The organism is Halorubrum sp. GN11_10-6_MGM, assembly GCF_005435165.1.
Lineage (GTDB): Archaea > Halobacteriota > Halobacteria > Halobacteriales > Haloferacaceae > Halorubrum.
The window spans coordinates 34,190-56,027 of sequence record NZ_SGUC01000012.1 but is presented as its reverse complement, the minus strand read 5'-3'; the positions used below and the strand labels follow the sequence as shown (position 1 = coordinate 56,027).

General features: G+C 63.0%; 25 protein-coding genes and 1 tRNA gene. 14 read left to right on the top strand and 12 right to left on the bottom strand.

Annotated elements, in window-relative coordinates; all coding sequences use genetic code 11:
- Positions 1–178: 178 nt before the first annotated feature.
- Both EXE46_RS08050 and EXE46_RS08045 read right to left on the bottom strand, forming a co-directional pair.
- A complete protein-coding gene (locus tag EXE46_RS08050; RefSeq protein WP_137687904.1) occupies positions 179–1,369 on the bottom strand; it encodes a DNA cytosine methyltransferase in 1,191 nt (396 codons plus the stop codon).
- Between the two features lie 123 nt (positions 1,370–1,492).
- Entirely contained in the window at positions 1,493–2,110 is a 618-nt protein-coding gene (locus EXE46_RS08045; protein WP_137687903.1) for a carbonic anhydrase, read from the bottom strand.
- A gap of 213 nt (positions 2,111–2,323) precedes the next feature.
- On the opposite strand from EXE46_RS08045, the gene EXE46_RS08040 reads away from it, so the two are divergent.
- Positions 2,324–2,397: transfer RNA gene (locus EXE46_RS08040), tRNA-Phe, on the top strand.
- Positions 2,398–2,754: 357 nt separating this feature from the next.
- Here EXE46_RS08040 and EXE46_RS17715 read toward each other — a convergent pair.
- Complete coding sequence (locus tag EXE46_RS17715) at positions 2,755–3,021, bottom strand: MarR family transcriptional regulator (protein ID WP_137687902.1); 267 nt, start codon at positions 3,019–3,021, stop codon at positions 2,755–2,757.
- A gap of 134 nt (positions 3,022–3,155) precedes the next feature.
- On the opposite strand from EXE46_RS17715, the gene EXE46_RS08030 reads away from it, so the two are divergent.
- A complete protein-coding gene (locus tag EXE46_RS08030) occupies positions 3,156–3,887 on the top strand; it encodes a PH domain-containing protein (RefSeq protein ID WP_137687936.1) in 732 nt (243 codons plus the stop codon).
- A gap of 258 nt (positions 3,888–4,145) precedes the next feature.
- Here the strand turns inward: EXE46_RS08030 and EXE46_RS08025 are convergent, their stop codons facing one another.
- Positions 4,146–4,583: a hypothetical protein gene (locus EXE46_RS08025; RefSeq protein ID WP_137687901.1), complete on the bottom strand. Its 438-nt coding sequence runs from the start codon at positions 4,581–4,583 to the stop codon at positions 4,146–4,148.
- Positions 4,584–4,956: 373 nt separating this feature from the next.
- Here EXE46_RS08025 and EXE46_RS08020 point away from each other — a divergent pair, with 373 nt between their 5' ends.
- Both EXE46_RS08020 and EXE46_RS08015 read left to right on the top strand, forming a co-directional pair.
- Entirely contained in the window at positions 4,957–6,183 is a 1,227-nt protein-coding gene (locus EXE46_RS08020; protein WP_137687900.1) for a hypothetical protein, read from the top strand.
- Positions 6,141–6,398, top strand: coding sequence for a hypothetical protein (locus EXE46_RS08015; protein WP_137687899.1), 258 nt, complete (start codon positions 6,141–6,143; stop codon positions 6,396–6,398). The genes EXE46_RS08020 and EXE46_RS08015 overlap by 43 nt, the downstream gene beginning before the upstream one ends.
- Before the next feature lie 271 nt (positions 6,399–6,669).
- Here the strand turns inward: EXE46_RS08015 and EXE46_RS08010 are convergent, their stop codons facing one another.
- Positions 6,670–7,233 carry a hypothetical protein gene (locus EXE46_RS08010; protein WP_241981514.1) on the bottom strand — a complete coding sequence of 188 codons (564 nt, stop codon included), beginning with the start codon at positions 7,231–7,233 and terminating at the stop codon, positions 6,670–6,672.
- A 536-nt stretch (positions 7,234–7,769) separates the two neighbouring features.
- Here EXE46_RS08010 and EXE46_RS08005 point away from each other — a divergent pair.
- Positions 7,770–8,435: a hypothetical protein gene (locus EXE46_RS08005; protein ID WP_137687898.1), complete on the top strand. Its 666-nt coding sequence runs from the start codon at positions 7,770–7,772 to the stop codon at positions 8,433–8,435.
- Between the two features lie 2 nt (positions 8,436–8,437).
- On the opposite strand, the gene EXE46_RS08000 is transcribed toward EXE46_RS08005, so the two are convergent.
- The 4 genes from EXE46_RS08000 to EXE46_RS17105 all read right to left on the bottom strand — a co-directional run bounded on the left by EXE46_RS08000 (position 8,438) and on the right by EXE46_RS17105 (position 11,659).
- Positions 8,438–9,466: a tyrosine-type recombinase/integrase gene (locus EXE46_RS08000; protein WP_137687897.1), complete on the bottom strand. Its 1,029-nt coding sequence runs from the start codon at positions 9,464–9,466 to the stop codon at positions 8,438–8,440.
- 456 nt (positions 9,467–9,922) lie between these two features.
- A complete protein-coding gene (locus EXE46_RS07995; RefSeq protein WP_137687896.1) occupies positions 9,923–10,216 on the bottom strand; it encodes a zinc ribbon domain-containing protein in 294 nt (97 codons plus the stop codon).
- Positions 10,217–10,248: 32 nt separating this feature from the next.
- Positions 10,249–11,343, bottom strand: coding sequence for an IS630 family transposase (locus EXE46_RS07990; RefSeq protein WP_137687895.1), 1,095 nt, complete (start codon positions 11,341–11,343; stop codon positions 10,249–10,251).
- Positions 11,344–11,488: 145 nt separating this feature from the next.
- Positions 11,489–11,659 (bottom strand): hypothetical protein, encoded by a 171-nt coding sequence (locus EXE46_RS17105; protein ID WP_199234130.1) that lies wholly within the window; start codon positions 11,657–11,659, stop codon positions 11,489–11,491.
- Between the two features lie 60 nt (positions 11,660–11,719).
- Here EXE46_RS17105 and EXE46_RS07985 point away from each other — a divergent pair, with 60 nt between their 5' ends.
- Complete coding sequence (locus EXE46_RS07985; RefSeq protein WP_137687894.1) at positions 11,720–12,457, top strand: HAD family hydrolase; 738 nt, start codon at positions 11,720–11,722, stop codon at positions 12,455–12,457.
- Positions 12,454–13,533, top strand: a complete 1,080-nt coding sequence (locus EXE46_RS07980; RefSeq protein ID WP_137687893.1) for a phosphotransferase family protein — start codon at positions 12,454–12,456, stop codon at positions 13,531–13,533. Before EXE46_RS07985 ends, EXE46_RS07980 begins: the two co-directional genes overlap by 4 nt.
- A gap of 28 nt (positions 13,534–13,561) precedes the next feature.
- Here EXE46_RS07980 and EXE46_RS07975 read toward each other — a convergent pair whose 3' ends face one another.
- Positions 13,562–14,125, bottom strand: a complete 564-nt coding sequence (locus EXE46_RS07975) for a hypothetical protein (protein ID WP_199234129.1) — start codon at positions 14,123–14,125, stop codon at positions 13,562–13,564.
- A gap of 211 nt (positions 14,126–14,336) precedes the next feature.
- On the opposite strand from EXE46_RS07975, the gene EXE46_RS07970 reads away from it, so the two are divergent.
- Complete coding sequence (locus tag EXE46_RS07970; protein ID WP_004599158.1) at positions 14,337–14,531, top strand: cold-shock protein; 195 nt, start codon at positions 14,337–14,339, stop codon at positions 14,529–14,531.
- Positions 14,532–14,720: 189 nt separating this feature from the next.
- On the opposite strand, the gene EXE46_RS07965 is transcribed toward EXE46_RS07970, so the two are convergent.
- Complete coding sequence (locus EXE46_RS07965) at positions 14,721–15,035, bottom strand: 2Fe-2S iron-sulfur cluster-binding protein (protein WP_137687892.1); 315 nt, start codon at positions 15,033–15,035, stop codon at positions 14,721–14,723.
- Between the two features lie 229 nt (positions 15,036–15,264).
- Between EXE46_RS07965 and EXE46_RS07960 the strand changes: the two genes are divergently transcribed.
- From EXE46_RS07960 to EXE46_RS07945, 4 genes are all read left to right on the top strand, one after another.
- On the top strand, positions 15,265–16,368 hold the full coding sequence (locus tag EXE46_RS07960; protein WP_137687891.1) for a hypothetical protein: 1,104 nt from the start codon (positions 15,265–15,267) through the stop codon (positions 16,366–16,368).
- Between the two features lie 84 nt (positions 16,369–16,452).
- Entirely contained in the window at positions 16,453–16,836 is a 384-nt protein-coding gene (locus EXE46_RS07955; RefSeq protein ID WP_137687890.1) for a DUF5611 family protein, read from the top strand.
- A gap of 258 nt (positions 16,837–17,094) precedes the next feature.
- On the top strand, positions 17,095–17,553 hold the full coding sequence (locus tag EXE46_RS07950) for a universal stress protein (protein ID WP_137687889.1): 459 nt from the start codon (positions 17,095–17,097) through the stop codon (positions 17,551–17,553).
- A gap of 90 nt (positions 17,554–17,643) precedes the next feature.
- Positions 17,644–18,621 (top strand): ROK family protein, encoded by a 978-nt coding sequence (locus EXE46_RS07945; protein ID WP_137687888.1) that lies wholly within the window; start codon positions 17,644–17,646, stop codon positions 18,619–18,621.
- Positions 18,622–18,653: 32 nt separating this feature from the next.
- On the opposite strand, the gene EXE46_RS07940 is transcribed toward EXE46_RS07945, so the two are convergent.
- Positions 18,654–19,664 carry a PrsW family intramembrane metalloprotease gene (locus tag EXE46_RS07940; protein WP_137687887.1) on the bottom strand — a complete coding sequence of 337 codons (1,011 nt, stop codon included), beginning with the start codon at positions 19,662–19,664 and terminating at the stop codon, positions 18,654–18,656.
- A 154-nt stretch (positions 19,665–19,818) separates the two neighbouring features.
- Here EXE46_RS07940 and EXE46_RS07935 point away from each other — a divergent pair, with 154 nt between their 5' ends.
- Together EXE46_RS07935 and EXE46_RS07930 are read left to right on the top strand one after the other, a co-directional pair.
- A complete protein-coding gene (locus EXE46_RS07935) occupies positions 19,819–20,211 on the top strand; it encodes a hypothetical protein (protein ID WP_137687886.1) in 393 nt (130 codons plus the stop codon).
- A gap of 2 nt (positions 20,212–20,213) precedes the next feature.
- Positions 20,214–21,671: a DUF402 domain-containing protein gene (locus EXE46_RS07930; RefSeq protein WP_137687885.1), complete on the top strand. Its 1,458-nt coding sequence runs from the start codon at positions 20,214–20,216 to the stop codon at positions 21,669–21,671.
- Positions 21,672–21,838: the final 167 nt, after the last annotated feature.

Sequence of the window (21,838 nt, the reverse complement as noted above, 5' to 3'; positions counted from 1 at the left end):
AGCGGTGCTTTGCGGGGTGAGACTCAAAGAGGCAGCCACGAGGACGAAGCACGGCGACGTAAGCACTGGAAGGAGCGAGCGCCGCGAGCGACTGAAGCGCGAAACGAACCGCGCGAGTCCCCGTGGCTGGGGCTTTGGAGTCCGTCAGTACACCGTCGATCACTTCTAAAAAGCCTTCTCAGGCCAAGTCCGTCAGCGACTGCTGTTCGTACACGTCTGGGTCGGCGGGGGGCGCGTCGCGGATCTCGGGGAAATACTCCCGGAGCCCGCACGCCAGTTCCTCGCCGAGTCGGACCGGGACCGCGTTGCCGATCTGTTTCAACACGTCGGTCTTCGTCCCCTCGAAGGCGAACTCGTCGGGGAACGTCTGGAGCCGGGCCATCTCGCGGGGCGTGAGGTAGCGGTCCTCGGTCGGGTGGATGAAGACGTTCGTGCTCACCGTCAGCGACGGCTCCTCGGGATCGAGCCGGCGGAGATACGTCCCGTACCGCTTGACGATCTCCGGCTCGTGGGGACACGTGTCGGTGTCCTCGCAGTCGCAGCGGTACTTCTTCGTCTTGAGTCGGTCGGGGAGGTCGCGGTAGTAGCCGCCCGGGGGGACGTGGCGGATGCGTTCGAGCGTCTTCTCGCCGGTGTCCGCGTACGTCATGTTCGGGAGGTCGTCGGTCGCGTCCGCGAGCGCCTCGCCGGCGGTGCGCCACTGCCCCTCGGGCGTCGTCGGCTCCGGGAAGCGGATCGGGACGTCGCGGTCGGTCCCGATGAAGAAGATCCGGCGGCGCTTCTGGGGGACGCCGTACTGTTCGGCCTCCAGCACCCGGTACTCGCACTTGTAGCCGTGGGCGGCGAACTCGTCGACGATGAGGTCTTTCACGTACCGGTCGTCGCTGGTCTGGCGGTTGATCAGGTCGCGGACGTTCTCCATCAACACCAACTGCGGTTCGAGGACGGAGACGACCCGGAGGAACTCCTCGAACAGCGTGTTCCGGCGGTCCTTCTCCATCTCGTCGAGCTCGATCTGCTCGTTGTTGAGCCGGCTGAATCCCTGACACGGGGGGCCGCCGATCACCACGTCGACGCCGTCGGGGTCGTAGCCGGCGCCCGCAACGGCCTCGCGGATCGCCGGGGCGTCGAGCTCGCGGACGTCGCCGTCGAGGAACTCGGTGTCCGAGAAGTTGCGGCGGTACGTCTCCGCGGCGGGCTCCCACTGGTCGCTGCCGAGGGCGACGTCGAAGCCGGCGCGCTCGAAGCCGAGATCGAGACCGCCACAGCCGGAGAAGAAGCCGGCGACGACCGGCGAGTCGTCGCCGCCGGACGGGGCCGCGTCGCTCGCGGCGTCCGAATCGGAGCCGGCGTCGCCGTCAGCGCTCACCGACACCACCCCGCCCGACCGCGGGCACGCGTACTCGGTCCATTCGTGACTGGATTCGCCGCGGGCGCATAAAAACATCACACCTCGGGCGTCGTCCCGCTCTCGCGCCGTCGGAGGCCGGCGTCAGGTCCGGCGCTCGCTGATCTCCTCGGCGATCCGCTCGTCGGGGCGGCGGAGCTCGCCGGACTCGACCTCGTAGACGTAGCCGGAGACGGTCGTGTCTTCGGGGATGAACGCCGACTCGCGGAGGTACTCGACCTGCGCGGCGCAGGCCGCGTCGATGTCGTCGGTCATCTTCACCCAGTCGAGCAGGTCGGCGTCGCCGATCGTGAGTTCCGGGAGGGAGGGGTCGAGGTCGGCGGCGTCGAGGTCGCCGGCCTGTGCTTCGAGACCGTCGCGGATCGCCTCGTCGGGGGCGCTCATCATCCCGCAGTCGGTGTGGTTTATCACGACGATCTCGTCGGTGTCGAAGAAGTTCGTCGTGAGCGCGGCCGAGCGGATCACGTCGTCGGTCACCTTGCCGCCGGCGTTGCGGAACACCTGCGCGTCGCCCAGATCGATGCCGAGCGCCTCCTCGACGGGGATGCGCTCGTCCATACAGGCGACGACGAGGAGGTTCTCGTCCGTGGGGATCCCCTTGCGGCGGCGGCGCGCCCAGTCGTCTCGGTCGTCGACGGAGTCTTCCAGCTTCTCGTGATGGGTGTCGTGGTCGGCGTGGTCGTTGTGATCGTGGGATGCCATCGGCATATCGAACGGGCGGGAGAGACGGGGTCGTTGCGGAAACCACGATCCGCGCCGTCGGCCCGGATCGGCGGAGATATCGTCCGCCGTCTGGGACGCGAGTCGGACGTCGAACGGAGCGAGTGCGACCGAAGGAGGCGAGCGAGCGGCGGCCGATCGGCGCGCCGCCTTTCGAAATCCTTTTGTCTCGAATCGGCGTTGATGCGAGTGCGAGCCGCCTTAGCTCAGACTGGGAGAGCACTCGACTGAAGATCGAGCTGTCCCCCGTTCAAATCGGGGAGGCGGCATCCCGATTCTACTCGATTCTCATTCGCACGCAGGCAACGCCTTACGGCGATTTTTCCGTCGATCTCCCGATTAGATTTGACCATGATTCTACTCGCGCCACGACGCCTTCCGGCGCTTCGTCCTCATTTGACCGGGGAGGCCCTTAGAATTACTCGTGTCTCTGTATCCTCGACACGCAAGGTCTGAAACGGAGGAATTCGGAATTCACCCGGATTGTGCTTCCTCTATAGGTCAGAATCGATTCTAAGCCGCGTGACAAGAACAGAGAGAGGTTTCAGGTCCACCGGCAGAGGAAAGGATCTGATTTAGAATTATCTCCGCTCATATCGCAGTCTCCTCATCTTGAGAAATCGGCTCTATTGGGAATTTGATTCTAAATCCGCCGCGTCTAGATCTCCATCGAGATACTGCCCACCGGTTTCGGTAATACGATAGACACCATTCCCGAGGTGCTGGACCATTCTATAATCGGCTAACTTCCGACATCGTTCTCCGATATACTGGCGAGAGAACCGAACGTCACCACTATCGGCCATCTTCTTGGGCGTACTGGTTTCGGTCGTTGATAGATATTCAAGAATCCGCTCATCGGCGATAGTCATCCAGTCAGCGGAATACCGCATCTACTCCATACTGGTCCACGCCATAGAAAGCCGACTTCGGAAAAATGGAATAGACTACTATAGAGTCTATGAACGCGTCAGAAAGTTATATCCTCTATTCGACAGAATAGCCAGTAAGTAACCTATCGAGAACAATGATCAGGGACAAGCTTGCCGACGCGAAGAAGCGACTTGACGAATGGGATGAGAAGAGGCGCGAGCGTTGGCAGAACAAGGTTGAGGAAACAGGTGATCGTTGGAAGGAACGACTTGAGGAAAAAGCCGCAGTAGACAGGGATATCTCCCAAGTGGAGTCAATCATCGAGCAAGCTCAGGGTGAATCGATCCGGCCGAACAACCTATTCAGGATGCTAAATAACGATGAAACAGTCCCTTATGACCTTCTCGATGAGAACGAGCAACCACACTATTTCCTGAGGGGGAGTTCCATCGACGTGGAGGGTGACGGAGCCGGAGGAGAAAGCATCACGGGCTGGGATCGCGATCGTCGAATTGGTAGTGCTTTTACCGTTCTTACGGAACAACGTGTACTGGTTATTGCCGATCATTTTCGAGGCTATGACCAGCACACTATCCCATACGGATCGATTACTAGTATTAATTTGAATACTGGCCTAGTGAGTACACGACTTACGCTTCAGACTCGCGGTGCCACGTACCATCTGTCGGTAACCACTTCCGATGATGACGAGGTGGAACAAGCAGTTGAATACCTCCGTGAGAGACGCCGCGAAGAGGACAAACCAGGTGTAGACTCAGACGATCCTCTGGATCGTCTTGAGAAACTCAAATCACTACACAATGATGGCGTCCTTACAGACGAAGAGTTTGAGGACAAAAAAGCAGAATTGCTCGATGACATTTAGCACTAATCGGGCTGTATTGGCGAGATCTAGTCCGACAAGTAAGACGGTATCTGGTATCTGAATCGGCCCCGCTCAGGCACGAGAGACGCCCGGTTGTCTCTCTATTTCTGAATACCGACCTATTGATTCGGTCAGAATTAATTCTGAGCGGGCTGACATCGGCTCTAAGCAATTAGAGGGTGGATGGCAGAAGAAAGCCTCATCTTTGCTGGAGGGATTTCTTCTACTGGCATTCACTGCGGTCCAGAGGCTCAGGATCTATATTGCTCCAATCTCTTGGAGATCTTGGAAGATTTGAGCCAAGATACGCCGGGAGGTATCAAGCATCGAATTAGCTCCCTTATCTAATCGCATACCCTCCTGCTGAATGTGCTGAGCTGCTCGGTTATATCGGATCAGACGAAGAGGAATTTCTCGCGCTACCTCCTTCGAATTCTCATCTGCCCGTTCCCGAATCACAGTTTCCATTTGATTAATGAATTCAGCGACTTCTCCCTCTGCTCGATCGTCAATCTTCTCCAAGTCGCAATAGACACCATGACTCTTCCTATTGGTATTATCCTCGGGCGCACCACCGCCGGAGTTTCCTATGGCGTTCGAATTATTGGCTGGAGCCCCACCTCCAGGATTCCCGATCGCGTTATTATTCCCGAGTGGAGCACCGACGCTTGAAGAGATATACTCATCTGCTGACATTATTGTGTTTGAGTTTGAAGTGGATCTCAAAGAAACTTGTCAGTAGAAAGCTCACTTCGATAGTGACAAGAAACTAACTTTCGTCTAGAGCGGGTTAAGCGAAACCGTTCCTTGATAGCGCCTTATCCCCAATATCTTAACAGGTAATGCCCTATCCGAAGAATTACAAAGACATCGCAGCGCATGAAGACTCGATTCAGAAAGCAAGGATGGTCAAGGAACAACTCGAACTCACGTGGTCCGACTTCCTTGAACGAGGAGCGACGGAACTTGCCGCTAACAACGAATAGCTCACAATGAAAGGAGCGAGTATCGGGGGCAAGGGTCCCAACCAGAACCCCCGAGCATTCGAACGAGGTGACTCCTCGAACCCATGTCCGATTTAGCAGTCACTCCTGATAACGGTACTGCCCCTGAAAGTGCTGAAAGCGTTCCTGAGACGGTCGTATATCGGGATCAGTGGATCTGCTGGCGATACGAGCAGGGAGGAGACAAGAAGCCCCCATACGATCCAGAGGCAGGCGAGAAAGCATCGACCAAGGAGCCGGAGACATGGAGTGACTTCGAGACGGCCATCAAGACCTACCAAGCAGGCGACTACGATGGCGTTGGGATCGTTTTGACGGAGGATGACCCAATTGTAGGTATTGACTTCGACTACTGCCGAGACCCAAAGACGGGAGATATAGAGTCTGAAATCCGTCACATCATCGAGAGTATCGACTCCTACACCGAGGTATCTCCATCTGGTACTGGCCTACATACGGTAGTCATCGGAGAGAAACCCGAAAATACTGGGAGCCGGAGCGGCGACGGTATCGAAGTCTACGATTCAGAACAATACTTTACCTTCACAGGGGACCATCTCGGCTCAACCCCGGAGACCATCGAGGAGCGGAACGAAGAACTTCAGGAGGTCTGTAGGGAACATCTCATAACGACAAGGACTGACAGAGATGACGCCATCGGAGAACTTCCCGATGATGACCCTGACGAGGATGCCATCACACAGGCCCAAGACTACATTCGAGAATTCATACACGATCAGAAGACAGGACCACGGGCACGAGAATACTACACAGATCTGCTCAAAGGTCGATACGCCAAACGAGGATTCAAAGACGACAGAAGTGGCGCAGAGACAACTCTTTGCTCTCTCACATACGGCATTCTCCTCGACAGAGATGCCAACCCAGCAAATGCGCGAAACTTGACTTACCACTACGTGAATAATGCGATTGCTGAGAACCCTCGAACCGAGAAGAGGAGAGATCTCCGCAAGTGGATTGAGGGAACGCCAAATCAACAACGGAACTATCGCCAGAACACCCTCAATTACGCGCTACAGAATTTCGACTCGGAGATCTGGAACTACTGGCGGCGGAGTGGTAAGGACGAAAGTACGAATGACTACTGCGAACACGCCTATGAGGTTACACTCGATTCCCTCTACAGTCTCACCATGGAATGCGACCTTTTCGAACCCCCCCCCACCTGTCTACTAATAATACCCCAGAGGACTGTGGGTCTTCGCGCAATTCCCGCTCCCACCCGACGATGGCAGAAATCAGCGAGCGAGCGCAGGAAAAGTACAAATTGACCGAGGATTCGTATCGAGAAATTCTCCGTCGGTTCCGGCGTGATGGCGTCGTGAAGATGGCACGGTTAGATTCGACGACCTACGTGTATTACCCGGCCAGTTACCCCGACCCTGCTGAGGCCTGTTACGTGAAAGTTGAGGGTGAGAAGCGAAAGCCGGACCCTGAGCCGACGCTGGATATAAGCGCCGATGGCAACCAGATGGTCCCGGAATAATCTTAGTAATTACAGCAGCTCACCAGGAGTGAAGGAGAGTGAACCAGATCTGAATTTGATTTTTCCAATCATACTCACGTCAATGGGACGTGACCGGGATTAGTCTCATGACCGACTATACTGGTTCTGGATTCGGTCGGATCACACTAAATGGAGAGATCTACCTTACCGACAATCTCAGCGCTGAAGATCTAGACGACGAGTAGGTGGATCGAATTGTCTATTTCAGCACAATAATGGGATTACAGGGGGAGTAGAACTAGCGGCCTGTCTAACTCCCGTCGACCTTGCTCCGGACGAGAGAGTAGGTCTCTGATGTGAATCGGTACTTGCTGGGATCGGAGTAAGGCTGTAGGACCGTTCGGCCAAGTGCCCGATTCACCTTGTCCTTGACCTCGTTGAAGTCGAACGGATTATCGACCTCGTCGAGAAGGTCCCGCGTGATACCCTCACGATCGCATACCTGCGCCACCAAGGTGTGGAGAGCGCTGGTATCCCCGTATGGGGCTGCGTTCCGGGTATCCCGGTCCGAGTCGTACTCGAGATCCAAGATGATCGGGTTAGTCCCGCCTTGGTGTTCGAGCGTGAGATATCCATCATCGACGAGATCGTTCAGGAGACGAGTGTATTTGAGCGATGTGAGCACTCGCTCCTTGTCGTCGATAGTGTCCTCAAGATCATCCACCTCCTCCGTGTCTTCACGGAGATCAGGGCGATTGAACGTTTGGGGCCCGTGGACATGGGCGATAGTCTTTGCTACTCGTCGACGTGCTGGGGTTAATTCATCCCACTGCGTGTGATTGTCAGCTGGTGTTGAGTCCGATTTGGAGCTCATATGTCGGTATCCGGCCGTCTGAGACAAGAGAAAACTATTAGACCCAAGCCACGTAATTGTGGCATAGGCCCTATACAGCCTCTCTTGTCGCAAGGACCCCGAGTCCCTGCGGCTGGATGAGGGTGTCCATGGGCTGTGCCATCGGCCCGCGGAACCTGCCAGGGAACCACGCGGGCCGAGTCACGTTCAACCGTTTTCTGAATCGTAGACTGGGATTGCCAGCGTTTGCCGTACACAATGTCGGGTTAGAACTTAAGTGTTACTCCCAATGGATATCCGGGTATTGAATTGAGATATGGATTCCAGAACTATTCTCGTATTCTCGGGGAGATATGAATCATACATTCTAAATGTCTAAAGCTTCTCTACACGGATTATAACCTATTAGGAGAGTTCTACAAGTATTTCTTACTCCATATACAATACAAAATACTCTTTGAGATACAGCCCTGGAACACTATCTCGTCTGATTCGAGGATACATCCACACTCCTGCGAAGAACTTATACTTGTATAGTTTGACTTTGTGGTCGAGCTATGGAAACTACAGCAAAATTAGAGTATGGTGTACTAGAGGTAGAAATACACGCGTTTGACGAGGAAGACTACCAGAAAGAGGTCCTTGACCTTATTCAGTTTATTGAGGATAACCAAGATTCGTTAGATGAACTTAGTGGTGTGTCTGATACTGCGGAGATAAACCAATCCAAATCTGAAGTGAAGTCTCTGGAAGAGTTCGGTGAAAGCAACCAGACAGAGACAGAGATCGAGACCATTGATCAGGAAGAAGAATCTGGACCCTTAGCAGACATCGCTTCCGAATTGAGAATATCCGAACACAAATTAGATAATTTCGTATATGTAGACCCTCAGGAAGAGGATTTCCCGGTCTTATATATTGACGAGATGGGTGACATCGGTAATCGGAAAACGGATAGACAACGAATATCCTCACTCATCTTATTGTACGTTTGGCATGAGTGTTATGACGTAGAGAGAATCAAATCCTCATCTCTGAAAGACGCCCTCGAACTCTCCGACGTATCTTCATCAGGGATGGGGAATATGTATCAAGGAGAAGGTGATCGATATTTTGACCGACGGGGGAGAGGTCCTTCAGCAACAGTTAGTCTAACCCCTCCTGGTAAGCGCCAAGCAAGAAAGCTTCTGAAAAGATTTACACAAGACGATAAAAGTGAATAGATTTAGATATTGTCCAGATATCCACGTCGCTGCTCGACCTTCACCTCCTCATCTCGCTTATCGTAGTGCTTGTCCAGAACGTCCTGTCCGACGTTCATTCTATCAGAGACAACCTTCTCAGGCACATCTTCAGTCAAGAAGTGAGTGATTGAGCCCCGTCGAATATCGTGAGGAGAAACATTGACCGGGCACTTACTATAGCCGCCATAGTCAGCCGCCTCACAGTCATCAGGATCACGGCCCTTCGGACAATCAGCACCGTAGTAGCAGGGACGAGTAACGCGATAGATCGCATCGCGGACGCTTGTCGGGTTCATACGGCCATTCCGACTGGTAAGAAGGGGCTCACGCCCATGTTCGTCTTCCACATCATGTCGGTTATATTCCCTCCAGTCCTCAATTGAGCGGCAAACTTCGGCGTTCAGAGCGACGATACGCTCGCCCTCTGTTCCGTTCTTGAGGGGAGTATCTGTTTCTGGTCGATGACGGACAGCGAGTCGTTCGGCATCTCCGTCGTAATCGTCAAGATCGAGCGCGCGAAGAGATCCGAGTCGGATTCCCGTGTGCCACAGAATCTCCACAATCACATGGGCGCGAGAGGCGTGTTCGAACTTCCGCTGATACTCAAGGAGCGCCTCTGCCTGCTCGGTATCCAATATACTCTCGCTCTGTTCGTCGGCCTTGTTGAGTTGAGGCATCAACGCCTCGAATTTCTCGTGAAGATCTTGCTCTACGGCGTCGATAGATCCACACCAGCGAATGAAGATACGAAGGGCGTCGAGTTGTCCCTGAAGCGTGATCGGCTTCAGATCGCCGTCGTCTCTCCGCCACGTCTTGAACCGCTGGAGATCTCTTCCGGAGAGATCGTTCATGTTGTCGATCCCCGCGACGTTCTCACACCAGCGGATGAAGTGCTTGAGACGGTAGTGGTAGCCGTCAAGCGTACTCTGTGATACCTCGTTCTTTCTTGCTTCCAGATACATCTCTTTCGCCGCACCCGGCGAAATGGGTTCGAGTTCTGTCTTCGTCATATCTCGTGGTCCGAAGCGCCGAATTTTGTCGAGAGGAAAGCGAGTGGACACGTGGTACTCTGCGAGCTGTCTCCCTCCCCGCGAGCGCAGCGAGCGGGGGCTCGGAAGATGAGCGCAGCGAAGTCTTCCGGTGGTTCAAATCGGGGAGGCGGCATTTTCCTGCGACCAACGGGAGCAGTGAAAATGCTCCCGAGCCGATTTGAGCAGACGAGTCGCAGCGGCCGAGCGGAGCGGGGGCGAGCGTCTCGGCGAGTTCAAATCGGGGAGGCGGCATGGCTTTTTTGCGCGATCCGCGTTCATTAACCTCGACTGAAGATCGAGCTGTCCCCCGTCCTCACGAGCGACAGCGAGCGGGGAACAGTGAGACGACCGAAGGGAGTCTCACGCGTTTCAAATCGGGGAGGCGGCATATCCTGAATCCGCGAGCGACAGCGCAGGCGGCCGGCACGGCCCCCGTCACCGCCCCGGGCCGAGCGGCGCCGCGCACTCCCGGCAGTAGGTGAATTCGCTCGCGTTTTCCGCGCCGCACTGCGGACAGGTGGAAGGGGCCTCCCCGTCGGCGTTCGGGGCCGGCGGGTCGCGGTCGTAGAGGGGGTCCGGGGCGTACCGGTCGAGGTCGCCGTCGCGTCGCTTCCGGCTGCGCTCACGGGCCTCGCGGAAGATGTCGACGAGCGCCCGGAGCCCGACGCCGAGCGCGACGAGCAGCAGCGCGCCGGTCGCGACGAGGTAGACCGTGCCGGCGTCGACCATGGGGGCGAGTACGGACCCGACAGGTATAATGATTAAGATAACTTTTGAAAGTCGAGAAACTTCTCACACCACTTCTTTGCGAAGCTGATACGCTCTGTTATTTTCTCGAAGGTTTCCTGAACGAGTTCTTTGAACTCGTTTTCGTCTTCAACGACGATCGGTGCCATCGTCCATTTGAGATGATCCCAGACCTTCTCGATTGGATTCAGGTGCGGGGAGCCTGAGGGAATGAAAATCAGGTCGATCCCAAGTTGGTGCGCGCGTTTGCGCGTGTATCTACAGATATGTGCTCCATGCTTGTCCAAGACGAGCAGAATCCGCTTGCCCGGATTCTGCTCGCGGACCTGCTCTAACACGCCACAGATCCGCTCTTTCTTCTCATCTTCGGTGAATCTCACCAGACTCTCACCGTTGAGTGCGTAGAATCCAACCGCAGAATCGTGTGTCTTGACTAACTCACGTTCAATGTGTGGATCGTCGACGTACCAAACCCGCCGTGAATTATCGTACGGCTGTGGCTTCGACGCATCAAAAAATCCGAGGACGGTACCGCCATCAGTACAGATCTCGTCGTCAACAATCCACCCTTCTTCGTCTTCACCCTCACGTTTGTTGTGTGGCTGATCGTCCTCGTCGAGCGCGTCATCGACGCGCTCTTCAAGAATTTCATCAGGATTTTCTGGCCGGTTCGGACGCTTTGGCCGTGGTTTCGCGTATGAAAGACCAAGCTCTCGAAGGAAGGTACCGAGATAATTTGGACTGTAAGAAACATCGAATTCTTCCTGGAGAAGATGCTGAATCTCCTGTGATTTCCACGGTTGATCCTCTCGAAGCATCTCAACCAGCTCGTCTTGTTCGTCTTCGTCGAGTTTCGGGGGCCGACCGCCCCCGAAACTCGGCATAAGTCCTTCGAGACCGCCGTCGTTCCAGGCTTCGACCCAGCGACCGCCGGTTGTTGCGGATACACCTTCACGGTCAGCAGCTTCTGGAATCGAATCACCTCGGTAAAGGTTCTTCAGGAAGCCGAGACGCCGACGCCGGTGCTTGTCCTCGGCCTCACGAAGCAACTCATCGATCTCGTCTTCGGAGAGATGATGTTTGATCTCTTTCCGACGTGAGCGTTCCATTGCCTAACTGTGTCTCTTAGATCACAAAAGATTTCGTACTCATTAATACTGTCGGGTGTCAATACGGCACTCGGTGAACGTGGCGACCGGCGGCTCGTTCGGCGCCGACCGCGCCGACCCGTGACACGGTCGGCGTCGGGGCGGCTCACTCGTCGCCGACGAGGACGGTCGCGAGCCGGTCGCCGCAGTCGGGGCAGTTCAGCGTCTGCCACGTCGCGGGGTCGAGGTCGCCGAACGGTTCCGATCGGGTGGCGTCCGCGGGGGCGACGCTCGCGCCGCACGTCTCGCAGTCGTAGGCGTCCTCGGAGTCTGGCATGGGCGGAGCTACGGGCGCGTCGGCGAAACCGACTTCGCCGCGCGGCGCCTCCGATCCGTCATGAGCCGGTTCGCGGCGGTCGCGTTCGACCTCGACGACACGCTGTGCCGCCACGACCACGACGTCGACGCCCTCTACCGGGAGGCGTTCGAGCGGGCGGGCGTCGAGCCGTTCGGCGAGCCGGACGCGCTGTGGCCGCTCCTCGACGGCCCGCCCGACCCGGACGACCGCGTCGGGTACCTCGGCGCGGGGTTCGCGAGATTGGCGGCCCGGCACGGCCGCGACGTCGACCCCGTCGCGCTCGCCGAGGCGTTCGAGGCGGTCGCGGACGAGTCGCGGGTGGCGTACCTGCCGGGCGCGACCGACGCGCTGGCGGCGGCGGCCGCGTCGGGACCGGTGGGGCTCCTCACGAACGGCCCCGAGGAGCGGCAGCGCGCGAAGGTCGAGGCGCTCGGTCTCGGCGACCGGGTCGACGCGATCGTGTACGCCGGCGACCTGCCGCGCCGGAAGCCGCACGCGGCGCCGTTCGAGCGACTGACGGCCGCCCTGTCGGTGGACGCGCAGGAGACGTTGTACGTCGGGAACTCGCTGGCGTACGACGTCGCCGGCGCGCACAACGCGGGGCTCCGGTCCGCGTGGCTCCGGGCGGACCCCGACGAGTCGGCGGCCCCCTACCGGCCGGACCACGTCCTCGATTCGCTGGACGAGATCGGAGCGCTGCTGGCCGAGGGCGAGACAGGTGCGTCCGAGGCGGGCGCCTCCGAGGCGTTCGGACCCGAGACGGAGGCGGACCGGTGAGCGACGGGGTCCGCGACCGAGCCCTCGCCGAGACGCGGCCGGGAGCGACGCCGGTGAGCGTCGAGCCGCTGGGGCGGGGAAACCGGAAGGAGACGGAGGCGGTCCGGTTCGAGACCGCCGCGCCGGTCGTCGTCCAGCGCTCGGAGACGCCGGCCGCGACGCGGACCGAGGCGGCGCTGCTGGCGGCGATCGGCGCGCGGACCGACGTGCCGGTGCCCGCTCCGCTGGGCGCGGGCGTCGTCGACGGGACGGGCTGGCTCGTCACGCCGCTGGTCGAGGGGCGCGACCTCCACGAGGCGTTCGTCGGTCTCGATCCGACGGACCGGCGCGGCGTCGCGCGAGCGTTCGGGCGGTACCTCGGGGAGGTTCACGAGGCGTTCCGGTTCGCCGGGTGCGGGCGGGTCGCGGTCGACCGAGCGGCTCCCGGCGACGGAGGGGAAGCCGACGGGGCGAGAGTCGACGAGGCGGAAGCCGACGGGGCGGGAGTCAGCGGAGCGACGAGCGAGGAGGAAGCGAACCCTGCCTCGATTCTCGGACGCGCCGCGTCGCTGACGGTCCGCGACTCGCTCGACGCCGAACGCTGGCTTCGCCGGTTCGGCGAGCGACACGTCTCGCGGCTCCCGGCCGATTTCGACGACCTCCGCGAGCCGCTCCGGGAGGCGCTTCGCAATCCGGTCGAGGGCGACGCCGAGCCGCGGCTGTTTCCGTGGGACTTCCGGCCGGGGAACGCCCTCGTCGCGGGGGGGTCGGTGACGGCCGTCCTCGACTGGGAGGCGCCGCTTTCGGCGCCACGAGGCGTCTCGGTCGCCAAGGCGGAACACCTGGTCGCCGACTGGTACGTGTCGGCGGCCGAGGCCGAACCGCTCCGGGAGGCGTTCCGCGCGGGGTACGAGTCGGTCGTCCCGCTTCCCCCGGTCGGGCGCGCGCACCGCGCGGCGGCGGTCGCGAGCGCGGTCGTGGACGGGGAGGGGGTCGTGACGAACCCGCGGTTTCCACCGGTCGGCCGCGACGCGGCGGTCGCGTTCCACCGGAAAGCGCTGGAGCGGGCGGTCGACGGGGCGGTCGAGCGGGAGTGAGCCGGGAGCGACCGGAGCGCGGCGCCGTTCAGTACAGCGCGGTCGCGGCGAGGATGCCCGCGGTCTGCCCGAGCCCGACGAGCGCGATGCCCGCGACGGTGCCGGTCGCGGAGCCCGCGAGCGCGGCGACGACGGCGCCCGCGACGGAACACGCGGCGGCGACGCCGTGGACCGTCGAGCGCGGGACCGCGGGGTCGCGCAGGGCGGTGTAGACGAACGCGGGCGCGGGCAGCAGGGTCCACCCGTAGAAGGCGACCGCGAGGAGCGCGTCCGCCGGGAGCGCGGCTGCGAGCCCGGCGACGGTCCCGTCGCGCGCGAGGAATCCGGCGACGCCCGCGAGTGTGACCGGCGTGCCGGCGAGGATCACCAGTTTCCACGCGCGGAGGACGCCCGTCGCCATGTCGCGCCACGAGGCGACGACGAAGGCGACGAGCAGGACGCTCATGACGACGTGCGCCACGAACAGCGCGTGCGCGGAGACGAGACCGAGGACCGCCCCCGCGGCGACGCCCCACGCCGCCGGGACCAGCAGGGCGGGCCCGTTCTCGCGGAGCGTCAGCGCGGGGCCGTTCGCTCGGGATGTGTGAACCACGCACACTGGTTTCGGGGCGATAATATAAAAACCGGCGTTGGGAAAACTCGACGCGGAACCGACGGATCGGTCGAGTCGGTCGCAGTGAAGTCGTCGTTCGGCCACTGTTTACCCCATGGGTTTGTGTTTTCAGAAACAAACGTCCGCAGAGAGACGTGGTAACTGTACACTCGCAATTCTTATTCCCGGGCGGGCTCTCTTCTCATTCGCAATGGCGACCGGAAAGGTTGATTTCTTCAACGACACTGGCGGCTACGGATTTATTGAGACTGACGACGCGGACGACGACGTGTTCTTCCACATGGAAGACGTCGGCGGCCCGGACCTCGAAGAGGGCCAGGAGCTCGAGTTCGACATCGAGTCCTCCGAGAAGGGTCCCCGCGCGACCAACGTCGTTCGGCAGTAAGCCGATCCGAAAGGTGGGTCGGTCCGGCTGACGCCGAACGCGACTCTGACACACGGTACCAAACGTTTTCGTCCGCGTCGCGGGCTCACGCTCGCCGCGGCCGTATTTTATCCCCGACCAGCGCGCCGCTCGTCGAGCGGGCGTCGGTCGGCGGTGTACGAAAAACAGACGGGAGCGGCGCGTCCGCGCTCAGATGTGTTGCCCGAAGAGCCCGCGGCCCTTCGTCACCTCGACGTCGCCCTCGACTTTCGTCTGACAGGCGAGGCGGACGTCGTGGCTCGGGTGGTGCGGCGGGAGCCAGAGGCGAGCGCGCTCTTTTTTGCCCGGCTCGCTGACCTCGCCCTCGACTTGGACCGCACAGGAGCCGCACGACCCGGCGCCGCGACAGTTGAGCTGCTCCATCTTTCCGTTGTAGACTGAGAGACCGGCCTCTTTGAGCACGTCGCGCAAGACGGCGCCCTTCTCGCACTCGATTTCCTCGCCCTGATAGGATACGATAGGCATGTCGGTGAACGGTACGCGAGCGATCCACAAAGAGTCTGGGTCCGCGGATCGCGACGGCGGGGTCGCGGGGCGAGACCGGACGGGGAAACAATGACTCGAACAGCGAGGTCGGGTGGGGGGAAGACGGCGGGACCGGGAGCGTCGAGGGGGTCGCCCCGCGATCCGGTCGTGTGCCGAGCGTCGGACGCCGACGGGGCGTTTTTTACCCTCGGCACCGCAGGGGAGTACAATGGGACTCAGGTGTCTGCTCGGACACGACTTCGGCGAGCCCGAACTCCAGCGCGAGCGCGAGGAGGAGGGCGACGAGGTCGTCACGACCGTCAAGGAGGTGAAGACCTGCGCTCGCTGCGGCGAGACGCAGGTCGTCAGCGAAAACACCGAGGTGACGACGATGGAACAGCTCGCCGACGAGGCCGCCGCGAAGGCGGGCGGCGGCAACGACGCGGGCACGGCGTCGGGAACGGGCGACGCTCCGGGCGCCGCCGAGGAGACCGCCGACTCCGGCACGGCGCCGGGAGGTGTCGGGGCGGACGACGCCACCGCCGCCGGCGAGGGACTGACGCTCGACGAGGACCCCGGCGCCGGGAGCGACGACGCGGTGATCATCGACGACGGGTCCGCGAGCGACGAGGAGGCCGACACGGTCGGTGCCGGAGCGTCCCCCGAAGGGGGCGACGCGGCGGCGGACGTCGGGGAGCGGCCGGACACCGCGAGCGCTGCGGACGCGACCGACGGGCCGGATCCGACGGACGAGGACGCGGAGCTGCTGGACGCGGGCGGCGAGTCCGGGTCCGCGTCGTCGCCCGCGGCGGACGACGCGCCGGAGTCCGCGTCGGCCGACGAGACGGACGCGGAGAGCGACGACGGCGTGATCCTCGACGACGAGGAGAGATCGACCGAAGACCGGGAGCGGGGCGCGTGGCCGTCGGTCGACGAGGCGGACACGGACGCCGACGGCGCGACCGCGTGGCCCGACCACGGCGGGGAAGACGAGGGGTTCAGCGCGGCCGTCGGCGAGGGCGGCGACGCCGGCGTCGAGTTCGGCGGGGGACTCACCCCGGAGGCCGCGGACCGGGAAGCGGAGGAAGACGAGACGGAGTACGTCGAGGCGCCGGACGACGCCGAGAGCGTCGCCTTCGAGAGCGGCGGCGAGGACGGAACGGGGATCACCCGCGGTGAGAGCCCCGAACTGGAGACCATCGGAGACGACGAACCGACCGAGTACTACTGTCCCGAGTGCGGGATGGTCCGGGCCGCGGACGGGAGTTCGATGCGCGCCGGCGACATCTGCCCGGAGTGCAAGCGCGGCTACGTCGACGAACGACCCCGGTAGGCGGGCCGAGACGGTTCGCAGCGGCGAACCCGCCGAGCGACCGTGACGAAACTGGTTTACGCCGGCCTGTCGAACGGTCGCGGCATGAAGGAGTACAAGATGCGACGCGGCGAGCATCTGGACGACCGCATGCCGGACCTGAAGGGATCCGTGGAGGAGTACTTCGGCGAGGTCACGGGCACCGAGGAGTGGGAGGGCCACGAGCTGTACGTCGTCGGCGACCCCGACAACCCGGTGTTCGACCGGATCGTCGTGGGCGCCGCCGAGTACGGCAGCAAGAAGGACAAGCTGGCGGTCCACTTCGAGGAGCGACCCGCCGAGGACGTCATCGCCGAGGGGAACGCCGACGCCGCCGCGGACGCCGTCGACGCGAAAAACGAGTTCCTGCTGGAGGCGACCGGTCGCGACGCGAAGTCGCGCCGCGACTCGCTGAAGCGCGAAGTCGAGGACGACGCGCCCGACTACTGATCGAGTTCTGCGCTGCCGGAGCGATTTTTCCGCCGAGAGACGCTCGTGACGCCGCTAGCGTCTCGCTCGTTCGACCGAGAGGTGACCGACCGAATCTCCGGAAGTCGTCCGATCATTCCACCGAGAGCCGTCCGATCGCTCCACCGGGAGCCGTCCGGGCGCAATCGGCGAGAGTATCAGGATCGATCGATTAAATATTTATTCAGATTTGAGTTAAAACTCCGCCGTTTTTAATACGTCCGGGGATCAACAGCGTGTATGAGCATCGAAACGGTCGTCCTGGCGGTCGGCACCGAAGACGAGAAGCGCACCGAGCGGCTCGCGAACGAGATCATCGCCCTCGCGGGGCCGGCGGACGCCGAGGTCGTGTTGACCCACGTGTTCGGCGAGGAGGAGTTCGACGAGACCCGAGCGAAACTGGGCTTCGACCCGGACGGCGAGAACTCGACGCCCGATGCGGTCGCGGAGCGCCACAGGACCACTCGGGAGCTGTCGAAGGCGCTGTCCGCGGCCGGCGTGCGACACTCGGTCCGCGGCGCGGTGGGCAATCTCGCCGACGAGGTCGTTCAGACCGCCGAGGGGGTCGGGGCCGACCGCGTCGTCGTCGGCGGCCGGCGGCGTTCGCCGACCGGGAAGGCCGTCTTCGGTAGCGCGGCCCAAGAGGTCATGCTCTCGGCGCCGTGCCCGGTGACGTTCGTCCGCGAGTCGGCGTCGTAACGCGGTTTCGCGGAAGCGCCCCAGTTCTTTACCCCCGCTCGACCGCGCGAAGCGTCCCGCTTAAGTGAGACGGGGCCGCGCTTACACCCGATGTACTACGTGGGCGTCGATCTCGGGGCGACGAACGTCCGAGCGGTCGTCGGCGACGAGACCGCGGCGGTCCTCGGCGCCGCGTCGCGAGGCACCCCGCGGGGACCGAACGGTATCGCCGTCACAGAGGCCGTTCTGGAGGTGGTCCGCGGGGCCTGTGCGGACGCGGGGATCGCGCCGAGCGAGGCGGTCGCGGCCGGGATCGGCTCGATCGGCCCGCTCGACCTGGCGGAGGGGATCGTTCAGGGTCCCGCGAATCTCCCGGACACGGTCGAGCGCATCCCGCTCGTCGGCCCGGTCGGTCGCCTGCTCGACACCGAGGAGGTGTACCTCCACAACGACACCATCGCGGGCGTCATCGGCGAGCGGTTCCACTCCGAGCGCAACCCCGACGACATGGTGTATCTCACCATCTCCTCGGGGATCGGCGCGGGCGTGGCCGTCGACGGCAACGTGCTCTCGGGGTGGGACGGCAACGCCGGCGAGGTCGGCCACATGACCGTCGATCCGCACGGGTTCATGACCTGCGGCTGCGGGCTCGACGGCCACTGGGAGGGGTACTGCTCCGGCAACAACATCCCGAAGTACGCCCGCGAGCTCCACGCGGAGGACCCGGTCGACACGGCGCTCCCGATCGAAGACCCCGACTTCTCCGCGGTCGACGTGTTCGAGGCGGCGGGCGAGGACACCTTCGCCGACCACGTGATCGATCAGCTCGCCCACTGGAACGCCATGGGGATCGCCAACGTCATCCACGCGTACGCCCCGCTCGTCGTGAGCGTCGGGGGCGCGGTCGCGCTCAACAACCCCGACCGCGTCCTCGACCCGATCCGCGAGAAGCTCCCGGAGATGGTGTTCATCAACGTCCCGGAGGTGCGTCTCACCGACCTCGGCGACGATGTCGTGGTGAGAGGCGCCCTCGCGAGCGCGCTGACGGGCGGCACCGGCGACCGTTCGCGCGTCGAGAACGCGCCCTGACGGCGGGGACCGAGCCGAAACCGGGTCGCGGCCTACTGCTCGAACTCGTCTAACTCCGGGGCGACGTCCTCGCCCACCGCGTCGCGCGTGTCGAGGTACGCGTCGCGGTACCGCCAGATCTTCCGGAGGAAGACGTACCCGAACGTGCCTTGGAAGACGACGACGAAGCCGAACAGCGCGAGGATCTGCGGGATACCGAACAGCCCCGAGGCGACGCCGGTCACCGGACCGACGAGCGTGTTGTACAGCGCGTGGATAGCCGCCGCGAGGACGAGCCCCTTGACGATGATCGGCCCGCGGTTCTCGGGGTTGAACTTCGCGAGCCCGAGGTAGTAGCCCGCGAACGCCGAGTAGACCACGTGTCCCGGTCCCGCGAGCGCCCGGAGGGCCGCGATTCCGTCGCCGGCACCGAGCGCCGCGATGCCGACCGTCAGCTCCGCCATCTCAACGTTCTGAGCGATGTACACGAAGTTCTCGATGACGACGAAGCCGAGCCCGGCGATGGCGCCGTAGACCGCGCCGTCGATGACGGCGTCGAAGCGGTCGTCGGTGTAGGCGTACAGCCGCACCGCGAGCAGCTTCACCGACTCCTCGATCGGGCCGACGACGACGAAGAAGAAGACGACGAGTCCGAGGAAGCCGAACGGCCGGAAGTACGGCTGGAGCACGCTGTTCAGTATCGCCGCGAACGTCGCCGTGAGGATGGAAAGCAGGAACGTCGCCACCAGAAGCGACAGCGGCTCTGCGGTCGTCACGTCCGAGACGTACACGTACGCGGCCAGTCCGAGGGCGGGGACGGCGGAGAGGCCGAGGAGGATCGCGATGGCCGGATCGAAGACGAGGCCCAGTCCGAACGAGCCGACGATCGCCAAGAGCCCGACGAACGCGACGAAGACGACGCCCGCCTTCGCCGAGCGCGTGAGCAGCCAGTACAGCGCGACCGAGAGTCCGTCGAGGGAAGTGCGCTCCTCCCACGTCGCGACGTCGTAGAGGTCGCGGTCGTCGTCTGCCCGAGACGCGATCGGGTCCTCGTCGGATGGCATGGAACCCGATTACCACCACGGTGACTTAATCGTCGGTGTCGACGGAAGATTCGCGACGCGGACGGATCGGGGAACCGAGTGGCGATCGACCGGCACGGCGGACGCCGGCCGGCGCGGTCGACAGGGTTGAAACGGCGGCGCCCGAAAGACGGGTATGCACTTCGATCCACGGGTCCAGCGCGCCCTCCGGGAGGCCGGGCTGGACGCGGACGCCGTCGCCGACGCCTCGGACCGCGTCGCCGAACTCGTCGCGCGGGACGCCGACCGCCTCCGGGCGTTCTTCGGCGCGGACGGCCCCGTCTACTCGGACATGAAGATGGCGCACAGCGCGGACGCGATACAGGAACACCCGACCGCCGACGTCGACCTGTTCACGCACGGGAGCGACCTCCGGGGCTACCTCTCGCTCGACGGGTGGGGCGTCCCGGTCGAGGGGGGGCGGATCCTCCGGGAGGGCGACGACGGCGACCCGACCGTCGTCGAACTCACCCTCGGCGACACGGTGAACGACCGCGTGCGGTTCGCGCGCGACCGCGAGGAGCTGTGACGATGCCGCGGGTCCGCGTTCGCGGCATCTACGCGACGGCGCTCACCGCGCGCCTGCTCGACGCCGGCCACGAGGTCGTCGACGCCTCGCCGCCGATCCGCCGGCGCTTCGACGCCGGGTTCCCGAACGAGCCGCCCGACGTCCAGATCGGGACGAGCCGAGACCGACAGGGAGTGGGCGCGAGCGGCGACCCCGACGCGCTCGACGAGATCCGCGGGGTCCTCGTCGGTCTCGGCCGCGACGCGCTCCCGTGGCCTGACCCGGCCCCGCCCGGCTCCGTCCTCGACGGCGAGGTGACGGAGACGCTCGGGGGCGGCGCGGTGGTTCGACTCCGGGCGGGCGACGGCGAGAGCGCCGAGGGGTACCTCCCGTACGGCGACGTCGACGCCCGGGTGGAGACGGGGGACGCGGTCCGGGTCCAAGTGCGCGAGTCCGCGGCGCTGTGGACCGACCGGCGCCCGGAACTCGCCGGAGAGCTGCGGGTCGGGGGCGACCTCGTCGCGCTCGAACCCGGCTCCGGGACGCGGGTCGACGTTCGGGACGACGAGGCCGCCCGGGAGCTGTCGGGGATGCTCGACCTGCTCGACCTCGACCCGCCGGACGGGTGGCGGGCGGTGTGGCGACCCCCCGCCGTCGACGCCGACACCGAAGCGCTGGCCGCCGGGCTCGACGACGCGGTCGCGGCCGCAGAGGGAGTTCGCGCGGCGGTCGGTCCGGGGGACGAGACGGGGCCCGGACTCGGTCTCCTCGACGACCGAAGCCGCCTCCGCGACGCGCCGCTCGCGGCGCCGAACGCCGGCGTCTGGGTCTGGTTCGGCCGCGAGAGCCGGTTCGGGCTCGACGACGCGCGCCGGACCGCGACCGCGACGATGCCGGGCCACCACCGGGTGAAGGCGGGGTCGGCCGACGCCTCGGCGGGCGTCGACCTCGCGGAGGCGCTCTGTGAGCCCGCCCCGGACGCCGAGTTCCCGTTCTCGGTGGTGACCGACGCCTTCGGCCCGCGCGAGGGCGACTCCCTCCAGATCGACCACGGGAAGCCCGACGGGCGGCTGATCACCCTCGGGGAAGCGACGGTCACGGGGGTCGACCCCGACGGGACCGTCACCGTCGAGCGCGAGATGACCGGCGGCGGGACGTACGACGGGCTCGGCGTCGACCGCGAGGCCGGGGACGTCGCCGAGACGAGTCTGAAGGAGGGCCGCTGGTGGTACCCGACGACGTACCGGGGGACGGACGGGGCGGTCCGCGGGACCTACGTCAACGTCTGTACGCCCGTGGAGGTGTTCCCGGACGCGGCGCGATACGTGGACCTCCACGTGGACGTGGTGAAACGTCCCGACGGAACGGTCGAGCGCGTCGACGACGACGAGCTCGACGCGTCGGTCGCGGCGGGCCACACCCCCGAACCGCTCGCCGAGAAGGCCCGGAGCGTCGCGTCCGCGCTGGAGAACGCGCTGTAAGGCGGTGCTCTCGGTGAGTTCTTCGAAGGAGAGCGCGCGCGAACCGCCTCGTCGACTCGGTCGTTTCGAAATCCAATCACTTCGATCCGTTACAATAGCATTATTATTCATCGTATACAGGCACCTAACGGAATGCGTGAGAAACGATCACAGCAAACGTTTGACGG